A 17851-nucleotide genomic window follows, 5' to 3' on the forward strand; every position below is an offset into this window, starting at 1 on the left:
TCCATATTTCGTTCCATCTACAAAGAGGAGACCTTCCATGAAATTCCGCCGCACCCTGCTGGGCCTCGCCGCCGTGGCCACCGCCCTGGGCATGTTCTCCACCGGCGCCATGGCGCAGGCCGCCTACAAGCCCGAGTACAAGATGTCGCTGGTGCTGGGCCCGCCGACGCCCTGGGGTCAGGCCGGAAAGATCTGGGCCGACCTCGTGAAGGAGCGCACCCAGGGGCGCATCAACATCAAGCTGTACCCGGGCGTGTCGCTCATCCAGGGCGACCAGACGCGCGAGTTCAGCGCGCTGCGCCAGGGCGTGATCGACATGGCCGTGGGCTCGACCATCAACTGGTCGCCGCAGGTCAAGCAGCTGAACCTCTTCTCGATGCCTTTCCTCATGCCCGATTACGCGGCCATCGACGCGCTCACGCAGGGCGACGTGGGCAAGGAAATGTTCAAGACCCTGGACAAGGCCGGCGTGGTGCCGCTCGCCTGGGGCGAGAACGGCTACCGCGAGATCACCAACTCCAAGAAGCCGATCAAGTCACCCGAGGACATGAAGGGCATGAAGATCCGCGTGGTCGGCTCGCCGATCTATTCGGACATGTTCACCGCGCTCGGCGCCAACCCCACGCAGATGAGCTGGGCCGATGCGCAGCCGGCGCTCGCGAGCGGCGCGGTGGACGGGCAGGAGAACCCGCTCTTCCTCTTCACCGTGCTCAAGATGCACACCGTGGGCCAGAAGTTCGTGACCACCTGGGGCTACGTGGCCGACCCGCTCGTGTTCGTGGTGAACAAGGAGATCTGGGCCTCGTGGACGCCGGCCGACCAGGCCATCGTGCGCCAGGCCGCCGTCGATGCGGGCAAGCAGGAAATCGCGATCGCGCGCAAGGGCCTCGTGGAAGCCGACAAGCCGGTGCTGAAAGACATCGCAGGCATGGGCGTGACGGTGACCAGCCTCACGCCGGCCGAGCGCGATGCCTTCGTGAAGGCGACGCGTCCGGTGTACGACAAGTGGAAGTCGACGGTGGGCGCGGACCTGGTGGCGCAGGCCGAGAAGGCGATCGCCGCGCGCAAGAAGTAAGCGGCGTTTTCACAACACTGCGCGGCCTTCGATGGCCGCGCCGAAGCCCCGCTTGCGGGGCTTTTTCTTTGCCGGTTGCGCACTTCCGACTGCAACGAAAATGGCGGGCGAAATCCTTGGTTTGCGGACCGCCCGATGCCCTCTGGCTGCGGCGAAAAACACGCCCTCGATTTCATGCCGCCGACGCGAATTGCTCTGGCAGACTGGTTTTCACCGCGCGTTTTTCGCGCTTCAAGGAAACCATTCATGCCCGTCTCTTCGCGCTGGAAAGCCGATCTTTTCTCGTTCCTTCTCGCGGGATTCGCCCTCTTGATGACCACCAGCATCGCCCCGACCGCAGCGCACGCCGCCGACGCCACCACGGTGCACACGCTCATCATCGACACCGACCCCGGCGCCGACGACGTGATCGCGCTGCTGTTCGCCATGGCATCGCCCGAGCGGCTCAAGATCCAGGCGCTGACCACGGTGGCCGGCAACGTGCCGCTCGCGAAGACCTCGCGCAATGCACGCCTCGCACGCGAGTGGGCGAAGCGCCCCGATATTCCGGTCTACGCCGGCGCGCCGCGTCCCCTGCTGCGCACGCCGATCTACGCGGCCGACGTGCACGGCAGCGAAGGCATCACGGGCGTGCAGGTGTTCGAGCCGAAGCAGCCGCTGGCCGAGGGCAACGCGGTCGACTACCTCATCCGCACGTTGCGTGCCGCGCCCGAGAAAAGCGTGACGCTCGCGATGCTCGGGCCCGAGACCAACCTCGCGCTCGCGCTCACGCAGGCCCCGGACATCGTGCGCGGCCTGCGCGAACTGGTGCTCATGGGCGGCGCGCACTTCAACGGCGGCAACATCACGCCGACGGCCGAGTTCAACGTGTTCGCCGATCCGCATGCAGCCGAGATCGTGCTGAAAAGCGGCGTGCCGATCACCATGCTGCCGCTGGACGTGACGCACAAGATCCTCACGAGCCCCGAGCGCATCGCCAAGCTGCGGGGCCTGGGCAACCAGGCGGGCAAGACGGTGGCCGACATCCTCGACGCCTATGTGCAGCACGACATGCAGTACTACGGCCTGCCCGGCGGGCCGGTGCACGACGCCACGGTGATCGCCTATTTGCTGCAGCCCTCGCTCTTCAAGGGCAGGCGGGTGAACGTGGAAGTCGACAGCCGCGAAGGCGTCGGCTTCGGGCAGACGGCGGTCGACTGGTACGGGGGCCTGAAGCGCCCGGCCAACGTGAACTGGATCGCCGAGGGCGATGCGCAGGGGTTCTTCGATCTGCTGACGCAGCGGATCTCGCGGCTGCCCTGATGCCCTGATGCCCTGATGCCCTGATGCCCTGATGCCCTGATGCCCTGATGCCCAGACTGCGCGCGCCGCCATGAAAAAAGCCACGCTGCAGAACAGCGTGGCTTTTGTCTTTGCGCCGCATCGAATCGATCAGTGCTGCAGGATCTTGTTCAGGAAATCCTTGGTGCGCGGCTGACGGTTCTCGGGGTGGTTGAAGAACTCGTCCTTCGGGCAGTCTTCCAGGATCTTGCCGCCCACGTCGATGAAGATCACGCGGCTGGCGACCTTGCGGGCGAAGGCCATTTCGTGCGTGACCACCATCATGGTCATGCCTTCCTTGGCGAGGGCCACCATCACGTCGAGCACTTCGCCGACCATCTCGGGGTCCAGCGCCGAGGTGGGTTCGTCGAACAGCATCACGATCGGGTCCATCGACAGCGCACGGGCGATCGCCACGCGCTGCTGCTGGCCGCCCGAGAGCTGGCCGGGGAACTTGTCCTTGTGCGCCATGAGGCCCACGCGGTCGAGCATCTTCAGGCCCCGGGTCTTGGCCTCGTCGGCCGTGCGGCCCAGCACCTTGATCTGCGCGATCGTGAGGTTCTCGGTCACCGACAGGTGCGGGAACAGCTCGAAGTGCTGGAACACCATGCCCACCTTGGAGCGCAGCTTGGGCAGGTTGGTCTTGGGGTCGTGCAGCGGAATACCGTTGACGGTGATCTCGCCCTTCTGGAAGGGCTCCAGCGCGTTCACGGTCTTGATGAGCGTGGACTTGCCGGAACCCGACGGGCCGCACACCACCACCACGTCGCCCTTGGAGATGTTCACCGAGCAGTCGTTGAGCACCTGCACCGGGCCATACCACTTGGAGACGTTCTTGATTTCGATCATTTTTTCGGACATTTCTTTCTCTCCGGTTCAGCCACTCAGCGAATGATGGCGATCTTCTTGTGGAGGCGTTTGACAAGCCACGACAAGGCATAACACATGACGAAGTACACGACGGCTGCAAGCAGGTACGCCTCGATCGGGCGGCCGAAATTCTTGCCCGCCGTCTCGAAGCCCTTGAGCATGTCGTAGGCACCGATGGCGTAGACCAGCGAGGTGTCCTGGAACAGGATGATGGTCTGCGTGAGCAGCACCGGCAGCATGTTGCGGAACGCCTGCGGCAGCACCACCAGGCGCATGTTCTGGCCGTAGGTCATGCCCACCGCCTGGCCCGCATTCACCTGGCCGCGCGGAATCGACTGGATGCCCGCGCGCATGATCTCGGAGAAGTACGCCGCCTCGAACGCGACGAAGGTGATCACGGCCGAGATTTCGGAGCGGTAGTTCGAGCCGAGCGAGCCGAACAGCGAATAGAACGACGCCGGCACCAGGAGGAAGAACCACAGGATCACCATCACCAGCGGAATGCTGCGCATGCCGTTGACGTAGATGGCGGCCGGCGTGTCCAGCCACTTCTTGCCCGACAGGCGCATGAGCGCGAGGATGGTGCCGAAGATCACGCCGCCGATCGTGGCCACCACCGTCAGCATGATGCTGAAGTAGAAGCCCTTGACGACGAAGTTGCTGATGACGTCCCAGTTGTAGAAGGACAGGTCGAGATTCATCATGTCAGTGACCTCCGCCGCCAGCGCTGGCCGAGACGATGAAGCCCGGCACGCGGGTCTTCTTCTCGATGAATGCCATGAGCCGGTTGATGGCCAGGGCCGAGACCACGTAGCACGCCGTCACCGCCAGGTAGACCTCGATGCCGCGCGAGGTTTCTTCCTGCGCCTGCATGGCGAACATGGTGAGCTCGGTGACCGACACGGCGAACGCGACGGACGAGTTCTTGAAGATGTTCATCGTCTCGCTCGTGAGCGGCGGGATGATGATGCGGTAGGCCATCGGCAGGATCACGTAGCGGTAGTACTGCACCGTGGTGAAGCCCACCGCCATGCCCGCGTAGCGCTGGCCCTTGGGCAGCGCCTGGATGCCCGAGCGCACCTGCTCGGCGATCCGCGCGGAGGTGAAGAAGCCCAGCGCCAGCACCACCAGGATGAAGCTCGGGACGCCCTTCATCACCGGGATCAGCGCCGGAATGACGTGGTACCAGAGGAAGATCTGCACCAGCAGCGGGATGTTGCGAAACAGCTCCACCCATGCATTGCCGAACCGCACCAGCCACGGGCTGTCGGGCAGCGTGCGGATGATGCCGATCAGCGAGCCCAGCACCAACGCCACGACCAGCGCCAGCAGCGCCACGGACACCGTCCAGCCCCAGGCCGAGAGCATCCACTGCCAGTAGGTCGGATAGTCACCCCCCGGGTCCTGCAGGAACACCTGCCAATCCCAGTTTCCCATTTCTTACTCCTTCACCGTCGTCGACAAAACCGTCCCTTGAAAAGAAACGCCCACCGCGAAAGGTGGGCGTCATTCACGCAGCGACGCGCGCTTATTCCTTGGTGACGTACTCTTCCGCGGGCTTGTCGTTCGGGTTGGCCCACGCGTTCTTGGTGGCTTCGCCCAGCGGCAGGTTGATCACGACGTTGGCCGGGGGAATCGGCTTCAGGAACCACTTGTCATAGAGCTTGGCGAGCTCGCCCGACTTGGCCTGTGCCTTGATGCTGTCGTCCACTGCCTTCTTGAAGGCGGGGTCGTCCTTGCGGATCATGATGCCGATGGGCTCCACGGCCAGCACGTCGTTCAGGATCTTGTAGTCCTTGGGCGCCTTGGACTTGGCGGCGAGCGCGGCCAGGATCGAGCCGTCCATCACGAACGCGTCGGCACGGCCGGTTTCCAGCAGCAGGAAGCTGTCGGAGTGGTCCTTGCCGTAGACCTCCTTGAAGGTCAGGTTCTCGGCGCGCTTTTGCTTGCGCACGGTCTGCAGCGGCGTGGTGCCGGTGGTGGTGGCCACCGTCTTGTCCTTCAGGTCGGCCAGCGAGTTGATGCCCGAGTTGGCCTTCACGACGATCTTGGTTTCTTCCACGTAGGTGGTCACGCCGAAGGCCACGTCCTTCTGGCGGGTGGCGTTGTTGGTGGTCGAGCCGCACTCGATGTCCACGGTGCCGTTCTGCACGAGGGGGATGCGGTTCTGCGAGGTGACCGGCTGGTACTTGACTTCGAGCTTCTTGCCGGAGGCCTTCTCCAGGTCCTTGATGATGTTGGCGCAGACGTCGTAATGGAAGCCGGTGTACTGGCCGTTGCCCAAGGTGTACGACAGGCCCGACGATTCACGCACGCCTTCGGTGATGGTGCCCGAGGCCTTGATCTTGGCCAAGGTGTCATTGGCCTGTGCGAAGGCGCCGCTGGTGGCGAACGCCGCGATTGCCAATGCCATTGCTTGTTTTTTCATGCAGAAAACTCCTGAGGGTGACTGAAACAGATACAACGAAATTCTAGACATTCATATTTTGCGTGATACCCGGACCAACCCGGTGCATCCGGGGGGCATCCCGCCGTGCATTGCACCGGCCGCGCGCATTGCAGCGCCAGCCTGGTGCGATCCTGCCTCCTGGCATTGTCCGACTTTCACTAAGCAGCCTTTGTGCCCGAAGGCTCGGCGGCGGGCGGAACCGGCGCGGCCGACAGGCGCACCGGCTGCGTGAGGTTCTCGGGCACGAGCAGCGCCTCCATTTCGGCGCGCGTCATGATCCCGAGCGATTCCGCCACCAGGTCGATCGGCCCGCCGGTGGCCAGCGCGGTCTTGGCGATGAGCGCGGCCTTCTCGTAGCCGATGAGCGGATTGAGCGCGGTGACCAGCGTGACCGACTCGCGCACCCGCTTGGCCAGGAATTCGCGGTTGGCCTCGATGCCGTCAATGCAATTGAGCTGCAGCGTGTTGCAGGCGTTGCCCAGGTGCTTGATGCTCTTGAAGAGGCTCCAGCCCATGATCGGCTCGAAGGCGTTGAGCTGCAGCTGGCCGGCCTCGGACGCCATGGTCACGGTGATGTCGTTGCCGATCACCTCGAAGGCCACCTGGTTCATGACTTCCGGGATCACCGGGTTGACCTTGCCCGGCATGATCGAGGAGCCCGCCTGCCGCGCGGGCAACCGGATCTCGCCGAAGCCGGCCTGCGGCCCGCTGGAGAGCAGGCGCAGGTCGTTGCAGGTCTTGCTCAGCTTGGTGGCCACGCGCTTGAGCACGCCCGACAACTGCACGAAGGCGCCCGTGTCCTGCGTGGCCTCGATGAGGTTGGCCGCCTGCTTGAGCGGCACGCCGGTCTGCTCGGCCAGGTACTGGCAGGCGAGGTTGGCGTAGCCGTGCGGCGCGTTGATGCCGGTGCCGATGGCGGTGGCGCCCAGGTTGATTTCCTCGATGAGCGCGCGCGCCTCGCCCAGGCGCGCCTCGTCCTCGCCGATCATGATCGCGTAGGTCAAAAACTCCTGGCCCAGCGTCATCGGCACCGCGTCCTGCAGCTGGGTGCGGCCGATCTTCAGGATGTCCTTGAACTCGAGCGCCTTGGCCTCGAAGCTGCGGCGCAGCGCGGCCATGGCTTCGAGCAGCTTGTCGATGGCGAACCACAGCGCCAGGCGCACCGCCGTCGGGTACACGTCGTTGGTGCTCTGGGAGGCGTTGACGTGGTCGTTGGGGTGCAGCACGTCGTAGCGCGCCTTCTCGTGACCGAGCTTTTCGAGCGCGAGGTTGCAGATCACCTCGTTGGCGTTCATGTTGGTGGAGGTGCCGGCGCCGCCCTGGATCACGTCGACCACGAATTCGTCGAGCAGCTTGCCTTCGATGAGGTCCTCGCAGGCCAGGATGATCGCCGCGGCGCGGTCGCGGTCGATGGCGCCCAGGTCGGCATTGGCGCGGGTGGCGGCCTTCTTCACGAAGGCCAGCGCGCGAATGAGGTCGGGCATGGCCGAGATGCGGGTGCCGGAGATCGCGAAGTTCTCGACGGCGCGCGCCGTGTGCACGCCCCAGTAGGCGGCGGCGGGAATCTGCTTCTCGCCGAGGAAGTCGTGTTCGGTCCGGAAATTGGAGCTCATACGGGGTTCCTCGGCTTAAAAAAAAGCACGCGAGTGGCGCGTGCCCGGAAGGATGCTGTGACAGCGATGAAAAACTGCCGCGACTGTAGTACCGCCGTGCTCATGACGCCAATGCTGAAAGCGGGGTGCCTCATGCGCGACATTTATAGATTGTGCGGCGCACAAATCCGCATCAAAGGGACGCCGGCTGGGTGCCGACGAGGTACGACCAGAGCGCATCGGCGGTGCGCTTGGGCTGGATGCCCTCGGACACCGCCGCGATCTTGGCGGAGCGGCCGTTGCCGGTCTTCACCGGCGCCGGCGCGCTCGGGCGCTCGCGGTAGGCGCGGATTTCCATCGTCGCCTCCAGGCTGTCGATCTCGGGCGGCAGCGCGCTCACGAGCTTGCGCGCCTTGATCTCCTTGCGCACCGCGCTCTGCGGCAGGAAGGCGATGCCGTGGCCTTCGAGCGCCATCACCTTCAGGCCCTCGGCCATGTCGGTCTCGTAGACACGGTCCAGGTGAATGGCCGTGCCCGATTCCTTCAACAGCTGGTCGACCACGCGGCCCAGGTAGGCACCGGGCGCATAGCCCAGGTAGGGCAGCGGCTGGCCCGGGCGGCCCGGCAGCCGGAAGCGCGGCGCGCCGTCGGCATCGGCCTTGACCCAGGGGGCGACGGTTTCCTCGCCCAGGCTCACCATCTCGTACTTGTTGTTGTCCAGCTGCAGCGGCTGCGAGGGGTGGTGGTAGGCGATCAGCAGGTCGCAGCTGCCTTCGACCAGCCGCAGCACCGCATCGTGCACGTTGAGCGCGATGAGCCGGCTCTTGATCGGCCCGAAGTGCTCGCGCAGGCTGGTCACCCACGAGGGGAAGAAGGTGAAGGCCAGCGTGTGCGGCACGGCGATCTCGATCACGTCCTGCCCGGCGGCCGAGTGGCCGCGCAGCATGGCCCGGGTGCTCTGCAGCGACTGCAGCATCTCGATGGCCTGGCTGTAGAGCGTCTGGCCCGCGGGCGTGAGGCGCGTGGGGTAGGAGCTGCGATCGACGAGGTCGGTGCCGGCCCAGCCTTCCAGCGCCTGGATGCGGCGGGAGAACGCCGGCTGCGTCACGTGCCTCAACTGGGCCGAGCGGCTGAAGCTGCGGGTCTCCGCCAAACTGATGAAGTCTTCAAGCCACTTTGTTTCCATACGCGGCGATTATGCGAGCGCCGCGCCATACTGGGCGCCCCCTCCTTTTCCCGCATCCGCCATGCCTTCAGACGACCTGCTCGCCCTCAGCGCTACCGCGCTCTCGCGCCGCATTGCGGCCCGCGACGTGTCCTGCCGCGAACTGATGCAGGCCTCGCTCGCCCGCATCGAGGCGCTGAACCCGCGCTTCAACGCGATCGTCTCGCTGCGCGAGCCCGAGCAGCTGCTGGCCGAAGCGGACGAGCGCGATGCAGACCTGGCGCGCGGCGAACGGCGCGGCTGGATGCACGGCTTTCCGCTCGCGGTGAAGGACCTGAGCCACGCCGCGGGCCTTGCGACCTCGATGGGTTCGCCCCTGTCGCCGCGCTCGCCCGCGCGCACCGACAGCCTCCACGTCGCCCGCATGCGCGCGGCCGGCGCCCTGGTCATCGGCAAGACCAACACGCCCGAGTTCGGCCTCGGCTCGCACACCTACAACACCGTCTTCGGCATCACCCGCAACGCCTACGCGCCCGAGCGCAGCGCGGGCGGCAGCAGCGGCGGCGCGGCCGTGGCGCTGGCCCTGGGCATGCTGCCGGTGGCCGACGGCAGCGACATGATGGGGTCTCTCCGCAACCCCGCCGCCTTCAACAACGTGATCGGCATGCGGCCCTCGCGCGGCCGCGTGCCCGGCGACCCGGAGCAGGAGCTGTTCTTCCAGCAACTGGGTTGCGAAGGCCCGATGGCGCGCACGGTCGAAGACACGGCGCGCCTCCTCGCGGTGCAATCGGGCTTCGACGGGCGCGTGCCGCTCTCGTCGCCGCACGCCCTGCCCTCGCCCGATGACATCGCGCTCGAAGGCGACGGCAAGGGCCTTCGCATCGGCTGGCTCGGCAGCATCTGGCCCGACCTGCCGCTCGCGCCCGGCATCCGCGAGCTCGGCGAAAAAGCGCTCGACACTTTCCGCGCCATCGGCTGCGAGGTCGAGCCCTGCACGCTCGACGCGCCGCGCGCGCACAACTGGAGCGCGTGGCTGCGGCTGCGGCAATTGCTGGTGGGCGGCAAGCTCGGCGCGTACCTGAGCGATCCGAAGCTGTTCGCGCAATTGAAGCCCGAGGCGCAGTGGGAAATCGAGCAGAGCCGGCACCTGGATGCCGCCTCGCTGTACCAGGCCTCGCTCTACCGCTCGAACGTGTACCGCGCGTTCCTCGCGCTCTTCGAGCGCTTCGACTTCGTCGTCGCGCCGACCGCGCAGGTCTTTCCGTTCGACGCCGAACTGCACTGGCCGGCCGAGGTGGATGGGGTGAAGAGCGACACCTACCACCGCTGGATGGAGATCGTCACGCCGTTCACGCTGGCCGGTTTGCCGACATTGAATGTGCGCGCCGGCTTCGGTGAAGGCGGCCTGCCCATGGGCCTGCAGCTCGCCGGCCCGATCCATGCGGACCTGGACGTGCTGCGGCTCGGGCATGCGTATGACCAGGCCTGCGGCTGGGGCGCGCACCGTCCTTCGGCCTTGGCTTGACTCCCTCCCCGCTGAGGGAGGGCTGGGGTGGGGGCAAGCGGCCGTCGATCGCGCGCTGCCTGCATTGCAAGCGCCGTCTGCCCCCATCCCGACCTTCCCCCAAAGGGGGAAGGAGCAAGACCTTCAGATCGGCGTCATGACACCGCGCCCCGCGAAGTGCCCTTGGGCATTCGCAAGGAAATGGTCCACCGACTTCTGCGTCGCCTCGGGCGACCAGCCGGCCATGTGCGGCGTGAGCAGCACGTTGTCCAGGCCGACGAGTGGCTCGGGGCGGTTGGGTTCGCTCTCGTAGACATCCACACCCGCGCCCGCGATGCGGTGCTCGCGCAACGCGGCGCCCAGCGCCTCGGTGTCGACCACGCTGCCGCGACCGATGCTCACGAGGTAGCCCTGCGGCCCAAGCGCATCGAGCACTTCGGCGTTGACCAGGTGCTTCGTCGCAGGCCCGCCCGGCGCGGCGAGTATCAGGAAGTCGGCCCAGGCGGCGAGCGACTTCAGGTCGTCGAAGTAGCGGTGCGCGGCGCCCTCGCGGGGCTTCCTGTTGTGATAGCCGATCTCCATGTCGAACGCCGCGGCGCGCTTGGCGATCTTCTGGCCGATGGTGCCCAGGCCCAGGATGCCCAGCTTCTTGCCCGACACGTTGGCCGGCTGCGGAATGGCCTCGCGCCACACGCCCTCGCGGCACAGCCGGTCGAGCTTGCGGAACTCGCGCACGATGCCGATGAGCAAGCCGAAGGCGTGGTCGGCCACGCAGTCGTCGTTGGTGCCGGCGCCGTTGGCGGTCACGATGCCGCGGGCGCGCGTCACTTCGAGCGGCACGCCCTCGTAGCCTGCGCCCAGGCAGCAGATCAGCTCGACGGCCGGCATGGCCGCAATCTCTTCGGGCGTGATGCCGATCACGCCGATGGTCAGCACCGCGCGGAATGCCTTGCCGCGCTCGGCAATGGCGGCCGCGCGCGCGGCGGGGTCGAAGGCGTAGGTCACGTCGTAGACCTCGGCAATCTGGGCCTGGTGGGCGCTCGAGAGGCTGTTGAGCACCAGCAGGGGAATCTTGATCGACACGTCTGAACTCCTGGATCGAGAAGGAAAGGGATGAATGATCGGACTAGAGCAAAGGCGCTGCTTCGCTCTTCTGCAAAGCCCACATCTGGGCGTAGCGGCCCTGCTTGGCGAGCAGTTCACCATGCGTGCCACGCTCGACGATCACGCCGGATTCGAGCACCAGGATCTCGTGCGCGTCGACCACAGTCGACAGGCGGTGCGCGATCACCAGCGTCGTCTTGTCCTGCGCGGCGCTCTTGAGCTCCGATTGAATGGCCCGCTCGTTGGCCGAGTCGAGCGCCGAGGTGGCCTCGTCGAAGATCACGATCGGCGGGTTCTTCAGGAGCGTGCGCGCGATGGCCACGCGCTGCTTCTCGCCGCCCGAGAGCTTCAGGCCGCGCTCGCCCACGGTCGTTTCGTAGCCCAGGGGCGTGGCCGAGATGAAGTCGTGGATGCGCGCGGCCCGCGCGGCGCCTTCCACCTCTTCACGGCTTGCGCCGGGGCGCCCGTACGCGATGTTGTATTCGACCGTGTCGTTGAAGAGCACCGTGTCCTGCGGCACGATGCCGATCGCGCGCCGAACGCTCGACTGCGTGACCTCGCGGATGTCTTCGCCGCCGATGGTGATGCGCCCTTGCTGCACGTCGTAGAACCGATAGAGCAGCCGCGCCAGCGTGGACTTGCCCGAGCCCGAAGGGCCGACCACCGCCACCGTCTTGCCGGCCGGGATCTCGAAGCTCACGTGCTTGAGGATCGGCCGCGCGGGCTCGTAGGCGAAGCTCACATCCTCGAAGCGGATGGTGGAATCGGCGCCGGCCAGGGGCTGCGCCGTGGGCGCATCGCGCACCTCGCGCTCCTTCTCCATCAGCACGAACATCTTGTCCAGGTCGGTCAGGCTCTGCTTGATCTCGCGGTAGATCACGCCCAGGAAGTTGAGCGGTATGTACAGCTGGATCATGAAGGCGTTGACCATCACCAGGTCGCCCAGCGTCATGCGCCCTTCGACCACGCCCGAGGTCGCGCGCCACAGCATCAGCACCAGGCTCACGGCAATCAGGAGCTGCTGCCCGGTGTTGAGCATGCTCAGCGTGCGCTGGCTCTTGATGGCCGCCTTGCGGTAGCGGTCCAGGCTCGCGTCGTAGCGCTTCGCCTCGAACTCCTCGTTGTTGAAGTACTTGACCGTCTCGTAGTTCAGGAGCGAATCGACCGCGCGGCTCTGGGCCGTCGAGTCGAGCTCGTTCATGGTCTTGCGGAACTGGGTGCGCCACTCGGTCACCGTGACGGTGAAGGTGATGTAGAGCACGAGCGCAGCGGCGGTGATCCACACGAACAGCGAATCGAACTTCACGCCCAGGATCGTGAGCACCAGCACCAGCTCGATGATGGTGGGCACGATGCTGTAGAGCGACATCGAGATGAGCGAATGCACCCCGCGCGTGCCGCGCTCGATGTCGCGCGTCATGCCGCCGGTCTGGCGCTCCAGGTGAAAGCGCAGGCTCAGCGAATGCAGGTGGCCGAACACCTCCAGCGCGATCTGCCGCGCCGTGCCCTCGGTGGCCTTGGCGAAGATCAGCTCGCGCAGTTCGCCGAAGAGCGCGGTCGAGAAGCGCAGGAGGCCGTAGGCCAGCAAGAGCCCGATAGGCACGATCAAGAGCGCCTGCGCCATGTCGGGCTTGGGCGTCATCGTGTCGATCAGGTTCTTCAGCAGCACCGGCACGCCCACGTTGGCCACCTTGGCGCCCACCATGAACGCGAGCGCGGCCATCACGCGCCACTTGTACTGCCAGAGATAGGGAAAGAGCCGGCGCAGCGTCGCCCAGTCGGAGCGGTCGCTTTTCGCCGGCGGATGGCCGGAGACGGTAGGGGGAGGAGGAAGGGCTTCGCCACTGCGGCGCATGAGGGACAATCGTGGTTGCTTGTTTGTTGCAGATTGTGCCCATGTCAGATACTTCCAGTGCTGCCGCCGCAGCGACCCTCAAAAGCCTGCCCACCGACATGGAGCTGGTGCTCAAGGTCATTCCGATGCCCGCGGACTGCAACGCCAACGGCGACATCTTCGGCGGCTGGGTCATGGCGCAGTGCGACCTGGCCGGCTCGGTGATTCCGGCGCGCTACGCCAAGGGCCGGCAGGCCACGGTGGCGGTCAACGAGTTCATCTTCAAGCAGCCGGTGCGCCTGGGCGACATCCTCTCGTTCTATTCGAAGCTGGTGCGCATCGGGCGCACCTCGGTCACGGTGACCGTCGAGGTGTTCGCCGAGCGCTTCCGGGCGCAGGGCGAGTACATCAAGGTGACGCAGGCCACGTTCACCTACGTGGCGATCGACGACAACGGCCGGCCGCGCGTGATCGAACAGCCCGCCTGAGAACCCAAACGGTTCGGGCTGCGCTTGCCGAAACCGTTCGGGCTGAGCTTGTCGAAGCCTTGCGCCCACACTTCGACAAGCTCAGTGCGAACGGCTCTGCGGCATCCCATCAGACCCCCGGGTCGCGCACGCGCTCGAAGCGCTCGAACTCGCGGTTGACCCAGCGCCCCTCGCGCCGCTCGGTGCGGCGGATGTAGACGGTCTGCACGATGTCGCGGGTGTGGGCGTCGATCTCGATCGGGCCGCGCGGGCTCTCGAACTTCAGGCCCCGGAACGCATCGACCAGCCGCTCTCCACCCGCGTTGGCGCGCAATGATGGCGAGCTCATCGCCGCATCGATGGCCGCGAGCGCATCGTGCGCCGCCACCGCGAAATAGCCCGGCCGCAGATGGCTGCCGTACTCCGTCTCGAACACGCCCGTGAAGCGCCGGTTGGCCGGCGAATCGTGGTCGAAGGAGTAATGGTGGCTGGTCACCAGCCCATCGGCCAGCTCGCCGATGCCTTCGAGGTAATGGTCGTCGGTGGCGTCGCCGGTCGCGAGCAGGCGGATGCCGGTGTCGGCCATGCCGCGGTCGCGCCAGAACTTCAGGAACGTCGCGGGCATCTGCCCCGAGGGCAGGAAGAAGAACACCGCCTGGGGCTTCAGCTCGCGCAGCCGCAGCATGTAGGCCGAGTAGTCGAGCGTGTTGAGCGGCACCCGCAGCATCGCGCCGACCTGCCCGCCCCCGGCGGTGATGCCCGCGACGAAGGCGCTCTCGGCATCGACGCCCGAGGCGTAGTCGGCCACCACGGTGCACACGTCGCGCAGGCCCTGCTGCAGCGCCCAGCGCGCGAGCGGCAGCGCGACCTGGGCGATGGTGAACGACAGCCGCACCGCATAAGGGCAGCGCGCCGTGATGCCTGAAGACGCCGCGTTCATCACCACCAGCGGCAGCTTCGCCTGCGCGGCGATGGTGCCGACGGCATAGGCGTTGGAGCTGAAGTCCAGGCCCGCGAGCAGATCGACGCGCTCGTTCTCCACGAGGTCCTGCGCCTGGCGGCGCGCATGCTCGGGCGCGCTGCCCGGCACGTCGCGGCGCAGCAGTTCGACCGGCCGCCCCGCGATCTGCTGGTTGTGCGCGGCCAGCCAGACCGACATGCCCGCATCGAACTGCCGCCCGCCGCCCGCATACGGGCCGGACCAGGAACCGATGACGCCGATGCGCAGCGGGCGAATGCGCGCGAGGACCACCGAAGGGGCCGCCAAGGTGCCCGCAAGCAAGCCCAAAGTACGCCTGCGCGCAGGGTCGAATGCTACTTTTTCAGTAGCATCGCATGCCCGCTGGCTGGGCGTTTCAAGCGGTCTTGTCTCGGAAACTTGCACGGCGGACAGTGTAAGGGGGCACTGTCCGCGGGCCAACGCGGGAGGAACCCTCAGAGCTTCGAGAAATCGGGCTTGCGCTTCTCCATGAAGGCGCCGAACGCTTCCTTGGCGGCGGGCTCGCGCAGCATGCGGCCGAAGCTCGCGCCCTCTTCGCCCATGCGCTCGAGCACGGCGGGCAGTTGCGCTTTCTTCAGCAGGCGCTTGCTCTCGACCAGCGCGCTCAGCGGCTTGGCCGCGAGCTTGCGGGCCTGCGTCTGCGCGATGCCGTTGGCTTCGGTCGGCGGCACGACGCGGTTGACCAGGCCCACCTCGAGCGCGGCCTCCGCCATGAAGGGCTCGCCCAGCAGCAGCGCCTCGGCCGCGCGGTGATAGCCGAGCATCTGCGGCACGAGCAGGCTCGACGCCGCTTCGGGGCACAGGCCCAGGTTCACGAAGGGCATCGAGAACGCCGCGTTGTCGCCCGCATAGACCAGGTCGCAATGGAACAGCATCGTGGTGCCGATGCCCACGGCCGGGCCGCAGACGGCCGCGACGATGGGCTTGGGAAAGGTGGCGATGCCGCGCAGGAACCGGAACACCGGCGACTCCTGGGTGGCGGGCGGCGCGTTGAGGAAATCGCCGATGTCGTTGCCCGCGCTGAAGATCGTCGGGTCGCCCTGGATCAGCACGCAGCGCACGGCCGCTTCGCTCTCGGCCGTGGCCAGCGCATCGGCCAGCTCGGCGTACATGGCGCTGGTGATCGAGTTCTTCTTGTCGACGCGGTTGAAGGTGATGGTCATCACACCGGCTTCGGTGTGAACGAGGATGTCGCTCATGGGAATGGTCCTTGGGTAAAAACGGTGGCTGCTGGCGATGCGCTCAGGCGTCGAGGGCTTCGCGCACGAAATCCAGGCGGTCCTGGCCCCAGAACATCTGGTCGCCGACGAACATGGTGGGGGCGCCGAAGACGCCGCGCTCCACGGCCTCCTGCGTGACGGCCTTCAGGCGGTCCTTCGTCTCCTGCGCGCCGGCCAATGCGAGCAGGCCCGCAGCGTCGAAGCCCGCATTCTGAAGCACCGCGCCGACCGTCGCCGGATCGTTGAGGTTCCGCGGCTCGACCCACATCGCGTGGAAGATCGCATCGACATACGCGCCGAAGCGTTCGGGCTCCTTCATCTGCAGGCCGGTCGCGCCGCGCATCAGCAGCAGCGTGTTGATCGAGAAGTGCGGGTTGTGCACGAACGGCACGCCGTAGCGCTTTGCGAAGCGCTTCAGGTCGATGTTCATGTACGGGCCCTTGGGCTTGATCTCCGCGGGCGAATGGTTGCCGGTGGCCTGGAACACGCCGCCCAGCAGCATGGGCTTCCACACCAGCTCGGCGCCGGTGTCGGCGCACACGTGCGGCAGCTGCGTGGCGGCCAGGTAGGCGGCGGGGCTGCCGAAGTCGAAATAGAACTCGACGGTCTTTGTCATGGGTGTCTCCACATCTCGATGTCTTTGGAATTCTTCAGAATTTCTCGGACCACGGCCGCAGATCGAGCTCGTGCGTCCATGCGTCGCGCGGCTGCGAATGCAGCATCCAGTAGCTGTCGGCGATGTGGTCCGGATTCAGGATGCCGTCGCTCTCCTTCAACGCATAGCGCTCGGGGAAATTGCTGCGGATGAACTCGGTGTCGATGGCACCGTCGACCACCACGTGCGCGACGTGAATGCCCTGCGGCCCCAGCTCGCGCGCCATCGACTGGGCCAGTGCGCGCAAGGCCATCTTCGCGCCAGAGAACGCACCGAAGTTCGCGGCGCCGCGCAGCGATGCGGTGGCGCCCGTGAAGATGATCGTGCCGCGATGCCTGCCCGCGGGCACCTCGCGCGCCACCATGCGCCTGGCCACTTCGCGCCCGTTGAGAAAACCCGAGAAGCACGCCATCTCCCACACCTTGAAGTACTTGCGCGCGGTCTCCGTGAGGATGCTCTCGGGCACGTTGGCGCCGATGTTGAACACCATCACCTCGATCGGGCCGACCGTGGATTCGATCTCCTCGATGAGCGCGACGACCTCTTCCTCTTTTCGCGCATCGCAAGCGAACGCATGGGCGCGGCCGCCATCGGCCTCGATCTGCGCGACCAGCGGTTGCAGCTTGTCGAGGCTGCGCCGCGTGACGCAGGCGGCGTAGCCTTCGCGCGCGAAGCGGCGGGCAATCGCGCCGCCAGTCGCATCGCCTGCGCCGACGATGAGTGCGGCCTTGGTGAGCGCCATGGTGTTATTCCTTGTAGTAGACGATCTGATTCGATGTGGCGAGCAAGACGCCCTTCTCGCTCCACAGATGCGCCGTCTGGTCGAAGAATCCGTTGAAGAACTGCTGCCCCGCCGCGCGGCCCAGCAGGTAGCCCGTGCCGACCTCGGCCAGTTGCTCCGGCCCGGCATGGAAATAGGTGGTGATCGACACCGTGCCCGCCGGCACATGCTTGGCGCGGCGCAGCCAGACGCGCGGATAGAACATGTCGCTCATCGCGGCAAGCGAAGGAAAGTCCAGCGGCCGCGGTTGCGCATCGCGCAGCCAGATGCGGGTCTCGCTGTGCTGCAGGCTGCCATCCCACTTCGCGGGAATGCCGCCGCTGCACGGGCGCATCTCGTACTGGTTGATCCAGGCCACGCCCGAGGGGCCGATGCTCATGCGATCGACCGTTTCTGGCGCGGGCGCCTCGGGCATCGGCATGTCGCTCTCGCCCCAGGTGTCGCGGCGCGCGGCCGTCACCACGGTGGCGGTGGTGGTCATGTTGGGCGCGCCGCTCGCGCCGGCCTGCGTGATCTGCACGGTCCAGTGCTGCGTCGAGCGATTGGTGCGCACGGCCGTGGCCTGGATGTCGAACGCGCCGGCCTCGATTGCGGCCGCGTAGTTGACGGTCAATGCGATCGGCGTGCCGAGCAGGTCGGGATGCCGCAGCACCGCCTGCAGCGCGAGGGCCGCCGTGGTGCCGCCGAACGGGCCGACCATGTTCCAGTAGTCGGGGCTGGTGCTGCCCGTGAAGTGGCCCGCGCGGATGTCGCTGTGCTGCAGGGCCAGGGCTTTGTCGAAGGGGTGTTGCGTGCTGCTCATGGTGCTTGCAGTG

17 protein-coding genes are annotated in these 17851 nt (G+C 66.5%); 4 read left to right on the top strand and 13 right to left on the bottom strand.

Translation table 11 applies throughout. From position 1 onward, the window contains the following. Nucleotides 1-37 precede the first annotated feature (37 nt). Together JC881_RS13900 and JC881_RS13905 are read left to right on the top strand one after the other, a co-directional pair. Complete coding sequence (locus tag JC881_RS13900) at nucleotides 38-1075, top strand: DctP family TRAP transporter solute-binding subunit (RefSeq protein ID WP_198786292.1); 1038 nt, start codon at nucleotides 38-40, stop codon at nucleotides 1073-1075. Nucleotides 1076-1321: 246 nt separating this feature from the next. After that, complete coding sequence (locus tag JC881_RS13905) at nucleotides 1322-2377, top strand: nucleoside hydrolase (protein WP_233101773.1); 1056 nt, start codon at nucleotides 1322-1324, stop codon at nucleotides 2375-2377. Between the two features lie 129 nt (nucleotides 2378-2506). Here JC881_RS13905 and JC881_RS13910 read toward each other — a convergent pair whose 3' ends face one another. From JC881_RS13910 to JC881_RS13935, 6 genes are all read right to left on the bottom strand, one after another. After that, nucleotides 2507-3244: an amino acid ABC transporter ATP-binding protein gene (locus tag JC881_RS13910; RefSeq protein ID WP_198786436.1), complete on the bottom strand. Its 738-nt coding sequence runs from the start codon at nucleotides 3242-3244 to the stop codon at nucleotides 2507-2509. Between the two features lie 35 nt (nucleotides 3245-3279). Beyond that, complete coding sequence (locus JC881_RS13915; RefSeq protein ID WP_198786293.1) at nucleotides 3280-3969, bottom strand: amino acid ABC transporter permease; 690 nt, start codon at nucleotides 3967-3969, stop codon at nucleotides 3280-3282. A gap of 1 nt (nucleotide 3970) precedes the next feature. Beyond that, the gene (locus JC881_RS13920) at nucleotides 3971-4702 is read right to left on the bottom strand and encodes an amino acid ABC transporter permease (protein ID WP_198786294.1); all 732 of its coding nucleotides are present in this window, start codon (nucleotides 4700-4702) and stop codon (nucleotides 3971-3973) included. A 91-nt stretch (nucleotides 4703-4793) separates the two neighbouring features. After that, entirely contained in the window at nucleotides 4794-5693 is a 900-nt protein-coding gene (locus JC881_RS13925; protein WP_198786295.1) for an amino acid ABC transporter substrate-binding protein, read from the bottom strand. A gap of 179 nt (nucleotides 5694-5872) precedes the next feature. After that, the gene (locus tag JC881_RS13930; RefSeq protein ID WP_198786296.1) at nucleotides 5873-7327 is read right to left on the bottom strand and encodes an aspartate ammonia-lyase; all 1455 of its coding nucleotides are present in this window, start codon (nucleotides 7325-7327) and stop codon (nucleotides 5873-5875) included. Between the two features lie 172 nt (nucleotides 7328-7499). Continuing rightward, a complete protein-coding gene (locus tag JC881_RS13935) occupies nucleotides 7500-8492 on the bottom strand; it encodes a LysR substrate-binding domain-containing protein (protein WP_198786297.1) in 993 nt (330 codons plus the stop codon). Between the two features lie 61 nt (nucleotides 8493-8553). On the opposite strand from JC881_RS13935, the gene JC881_RS13940 reads away from it, so the two are divergent. Further along, the gene (locus JC881_RS13940) at nucleotides 8554-9996 is read left to right on the top strand and encodes an amidase (RefSeq protein ID WP_198786298.1); all 1443 of its coding nucleotides are present in this window, start codon (nucleotides 8554-8556) and stop codon (nucleotides 9994-9996) included. Nucleotides 9997-10119: 123 nt separating this feature from the next. Here the strand turns inward: JC881_RS13940 and JC881_RS13945 are convergent, their stop codons facing one another. Both JC881_RS13945 and JC881_RS13950 read right to left on the bottom strand, forming a co-directional pair. Continuing rightward, complete coding sequence (locus tag JC881_RS13945) at nucleotides 10120-11058, bottom strand: 2-hydroxyacid dehydrogenase (protein ID WP_198786299.1); 939 nt, start codon at nucleotides 11056-11058, stop codon at nucleotides 10120-10122. 43 nt (nucleotides 11059-11101) lie between these two features. Next, a complete protein-coding gene (locus JC881_RS13950; RefSeq protein WP_198786300.1) occupies nucleotides 11102-12934 on the bottom strand; it encodes an ABCB family ABC transporter ATP-binding protein/permease in 1833 nt (610 codons plus the stop codon). A 41-nt stretch (nucleotides 12935-12975) separates the two neighbouring features. Between JC881_RS13950 and JC881_RS13955 the strand changes: the two genes are divergently transcribed. After that, nucleotides 12976-13401 (top strand): acyl-CoA thioesterase, encoded by a 426-nt coding sequence (locus JC881_RS13955; RefSeq protein ID WP_013539309.1) that lies wholly within the window; start codon nucleotides 12976-12978, stop codon nucleotides 13399-13401. 109 nt (nucleotides 13402-13510) lie between these two features. Here JC881_RS13955 and JC881_RS13960 read toward each other — a convergent pair whose 3' ends face one another. From JC881_RS13960 to JC881_RS13980, 5 genes are all read right to left on the bottom strand, one after another. Next, the gene (locus JC881_RS13960; RefSeq protein ID WP_198786437.1) at nucleotides 13511-14617 is read right to left on the bottom strand and encodes an ABC transporter substrate-binding protein; all 1107 of its coding nucleotides are present in this window, start codon (nucleotides 14615-14617) and stop codon (nucleotides 13511-13513) included. 197 nt (nucleotides 14618-14814) lie between these two features. Further along, nucleotides 14815-15579: an enoyl-CoA hydratase gene (locus JC881_RS13965; RefSeq protein WP_198786301.1), complete on the bottom strand. Its 765-nt coding sequence runs from the start codon at nucleotides 15577-15579 to the stop codon at nucleotides 14815-14817. A 43-nt stretch (nucleotides 15580-15622) separates the two neighbouring features. After that, nucleotides 15623-16216, bottom strand: coding sequence for a 2-hydroxychromene-2-carboxylate isomerase (locus JC881_RS13970; protein ID WP_198786302.1), 594 nt, complete (start codon nucleotides 16214-16216; stop codon nucleotides 15623-15625). Between the two features lie 34 nt (nucleotides 16217-16250). Next, complete coding sequence (locus JC881_RS13975; RefSeq protein ID WP_198786303.1) at nucleotides 16251-16997, bottom strand: SDR family oxidoreductase; 747 nt, start codon at nucleotides 16995-16997, stop codon at nucleotides 16251-16253. A gap of 4 nt (nucleotides 16998-17001) precedes the next feature. Then, a complete protein-coding gene (locus JC881_RS13980) occupies nucleotides 17002-17838 on the bottom strand; it encodes an acyl-CoA thioesterase (protein ID WP_198786304.1) in 837 nt (278 codons plus the stop codon). Nucleotides 17839-17851: the final 13 nt, after the last annotated feature.

It is taken from the genome of Variovorax sp. IB41 (genome assembly GCF_016405905.1).
Classification (GTDB): Bacteria; Pseudomonadota; Gammaproteobacteria; order Burkholderiales; family Burkholderiaceae_C; genus Variovorax.

Excerpts from the sequence above, each read along its gene's own strand:
- JC881_RS13915 (WP_198786293.1), bottom strand. The coding sequence starts at position 3,969 with ATGATGAATCTCGACCTGTCCTTCTACAACTGGGACGTCATCAGCAAC.
- JC881_RS13935 (WP_198786297.1), bottom strand. The coding sequence starts at position 8,492 with ATGGAAACAAAGTGGCTTGAAGACTTCATCAGTTTGGCGGAGACCCGC.
- JC881_RS13925 (WP_198786295.1), bottom strand. The coding sequence starts at position 5,693 with ATGAAAAAACAAGCAATGGCATTGGCAATCGCGGCGTTCGCCACCAGC.
- JC881_RS13910 (WP_198786436.1), bottom strand. The coding sequence starts at position 3,244 with ATGATCGAAATCAAGAACGTCTCCAAGTGGTATGGCCCGGTGCAGGTG.
- JC881_RS13970 (WP_198786302.1), bottom strand. The coding sequence starts at position 16,216 with ATGACAAAGACCGTCGAGTTCTATTTCGACTTCGGCAGCCCCGCCGCC.
- JC881_RS13975 (WP_198786303.1), bottom strand. The coding sequence starts at position 16,997 with ATGGCGCTCACCAAGGCCGCACTCATCGTCGGCGCAGGCGATGCGACT.
- JC881_RS13905 (WP_233101773.1), top strand. The coding sequence starts at position 1,322 with ATGCCCGTCTCTTCGCGCTGGAAAGCCGATCTTTTCTCGTTCCTTCTC.
- JC881_RS13980 (WP_198786304.1), bottom strand. The coding sequence starts at position 17,838 with ATGAGCAGCACGCAACACCCCTTCGACAAAGCCCTGGCCCTGCAGCAC.
- JC881_RS13955 (WP_013539309.1), top strand. The coding sequence starts at position 12,976 with ATGTCAGATACTTCCAGTGCTGCCGCCGCAGCGACCCTCAAAAGCCTG.
- JC881_RS13900 (WP_198786292.1), top strand. The coding sequence starts at position 38 with ATGAAATTCCGCCGCACCCTGCTGGGCCTCGCCGCCGTGGCCACCGCC.
- JC881_RS13940 (WP_198786298.1), top strand. The coding sequence starts at position 8,554 with ATGCCTTCAGACGACCTGCTCGCCCTCAGCGCTACCGCGCTCTCGCGC.
- JC881_RS13930 (WP_198786296.1), bottom strand. The coding sequence starts at position 7,327 with ATGAGCTCCAATTTCCGGACCGAACACGACTTCCTCGGCGAGAAGCAG.
- JC881_RS13920 (WP_198786294.1), bottom strand. The coding sequence starts at position 4,702 with ATGGGAAACTGGGATTGGCAGGTGTTCCTGCAGGACCCGGGGGGTGAC.
- JC881_RS13965 (WP_198786301.1), bottom strand. The coding sequence starts at position 15,579 with ATGAGCGACATCCTCGTTCACACCGAAGCCGGTGTGATGACCATCACC.
- JC881_RS13950 (WP_198786300.1), bottom strand. The coding sequence starts at position 12,934 with ATGCGCCGCAGTGGCGAAGCCCTTCCTCCTCCCCCTACCGTCTCCGGC.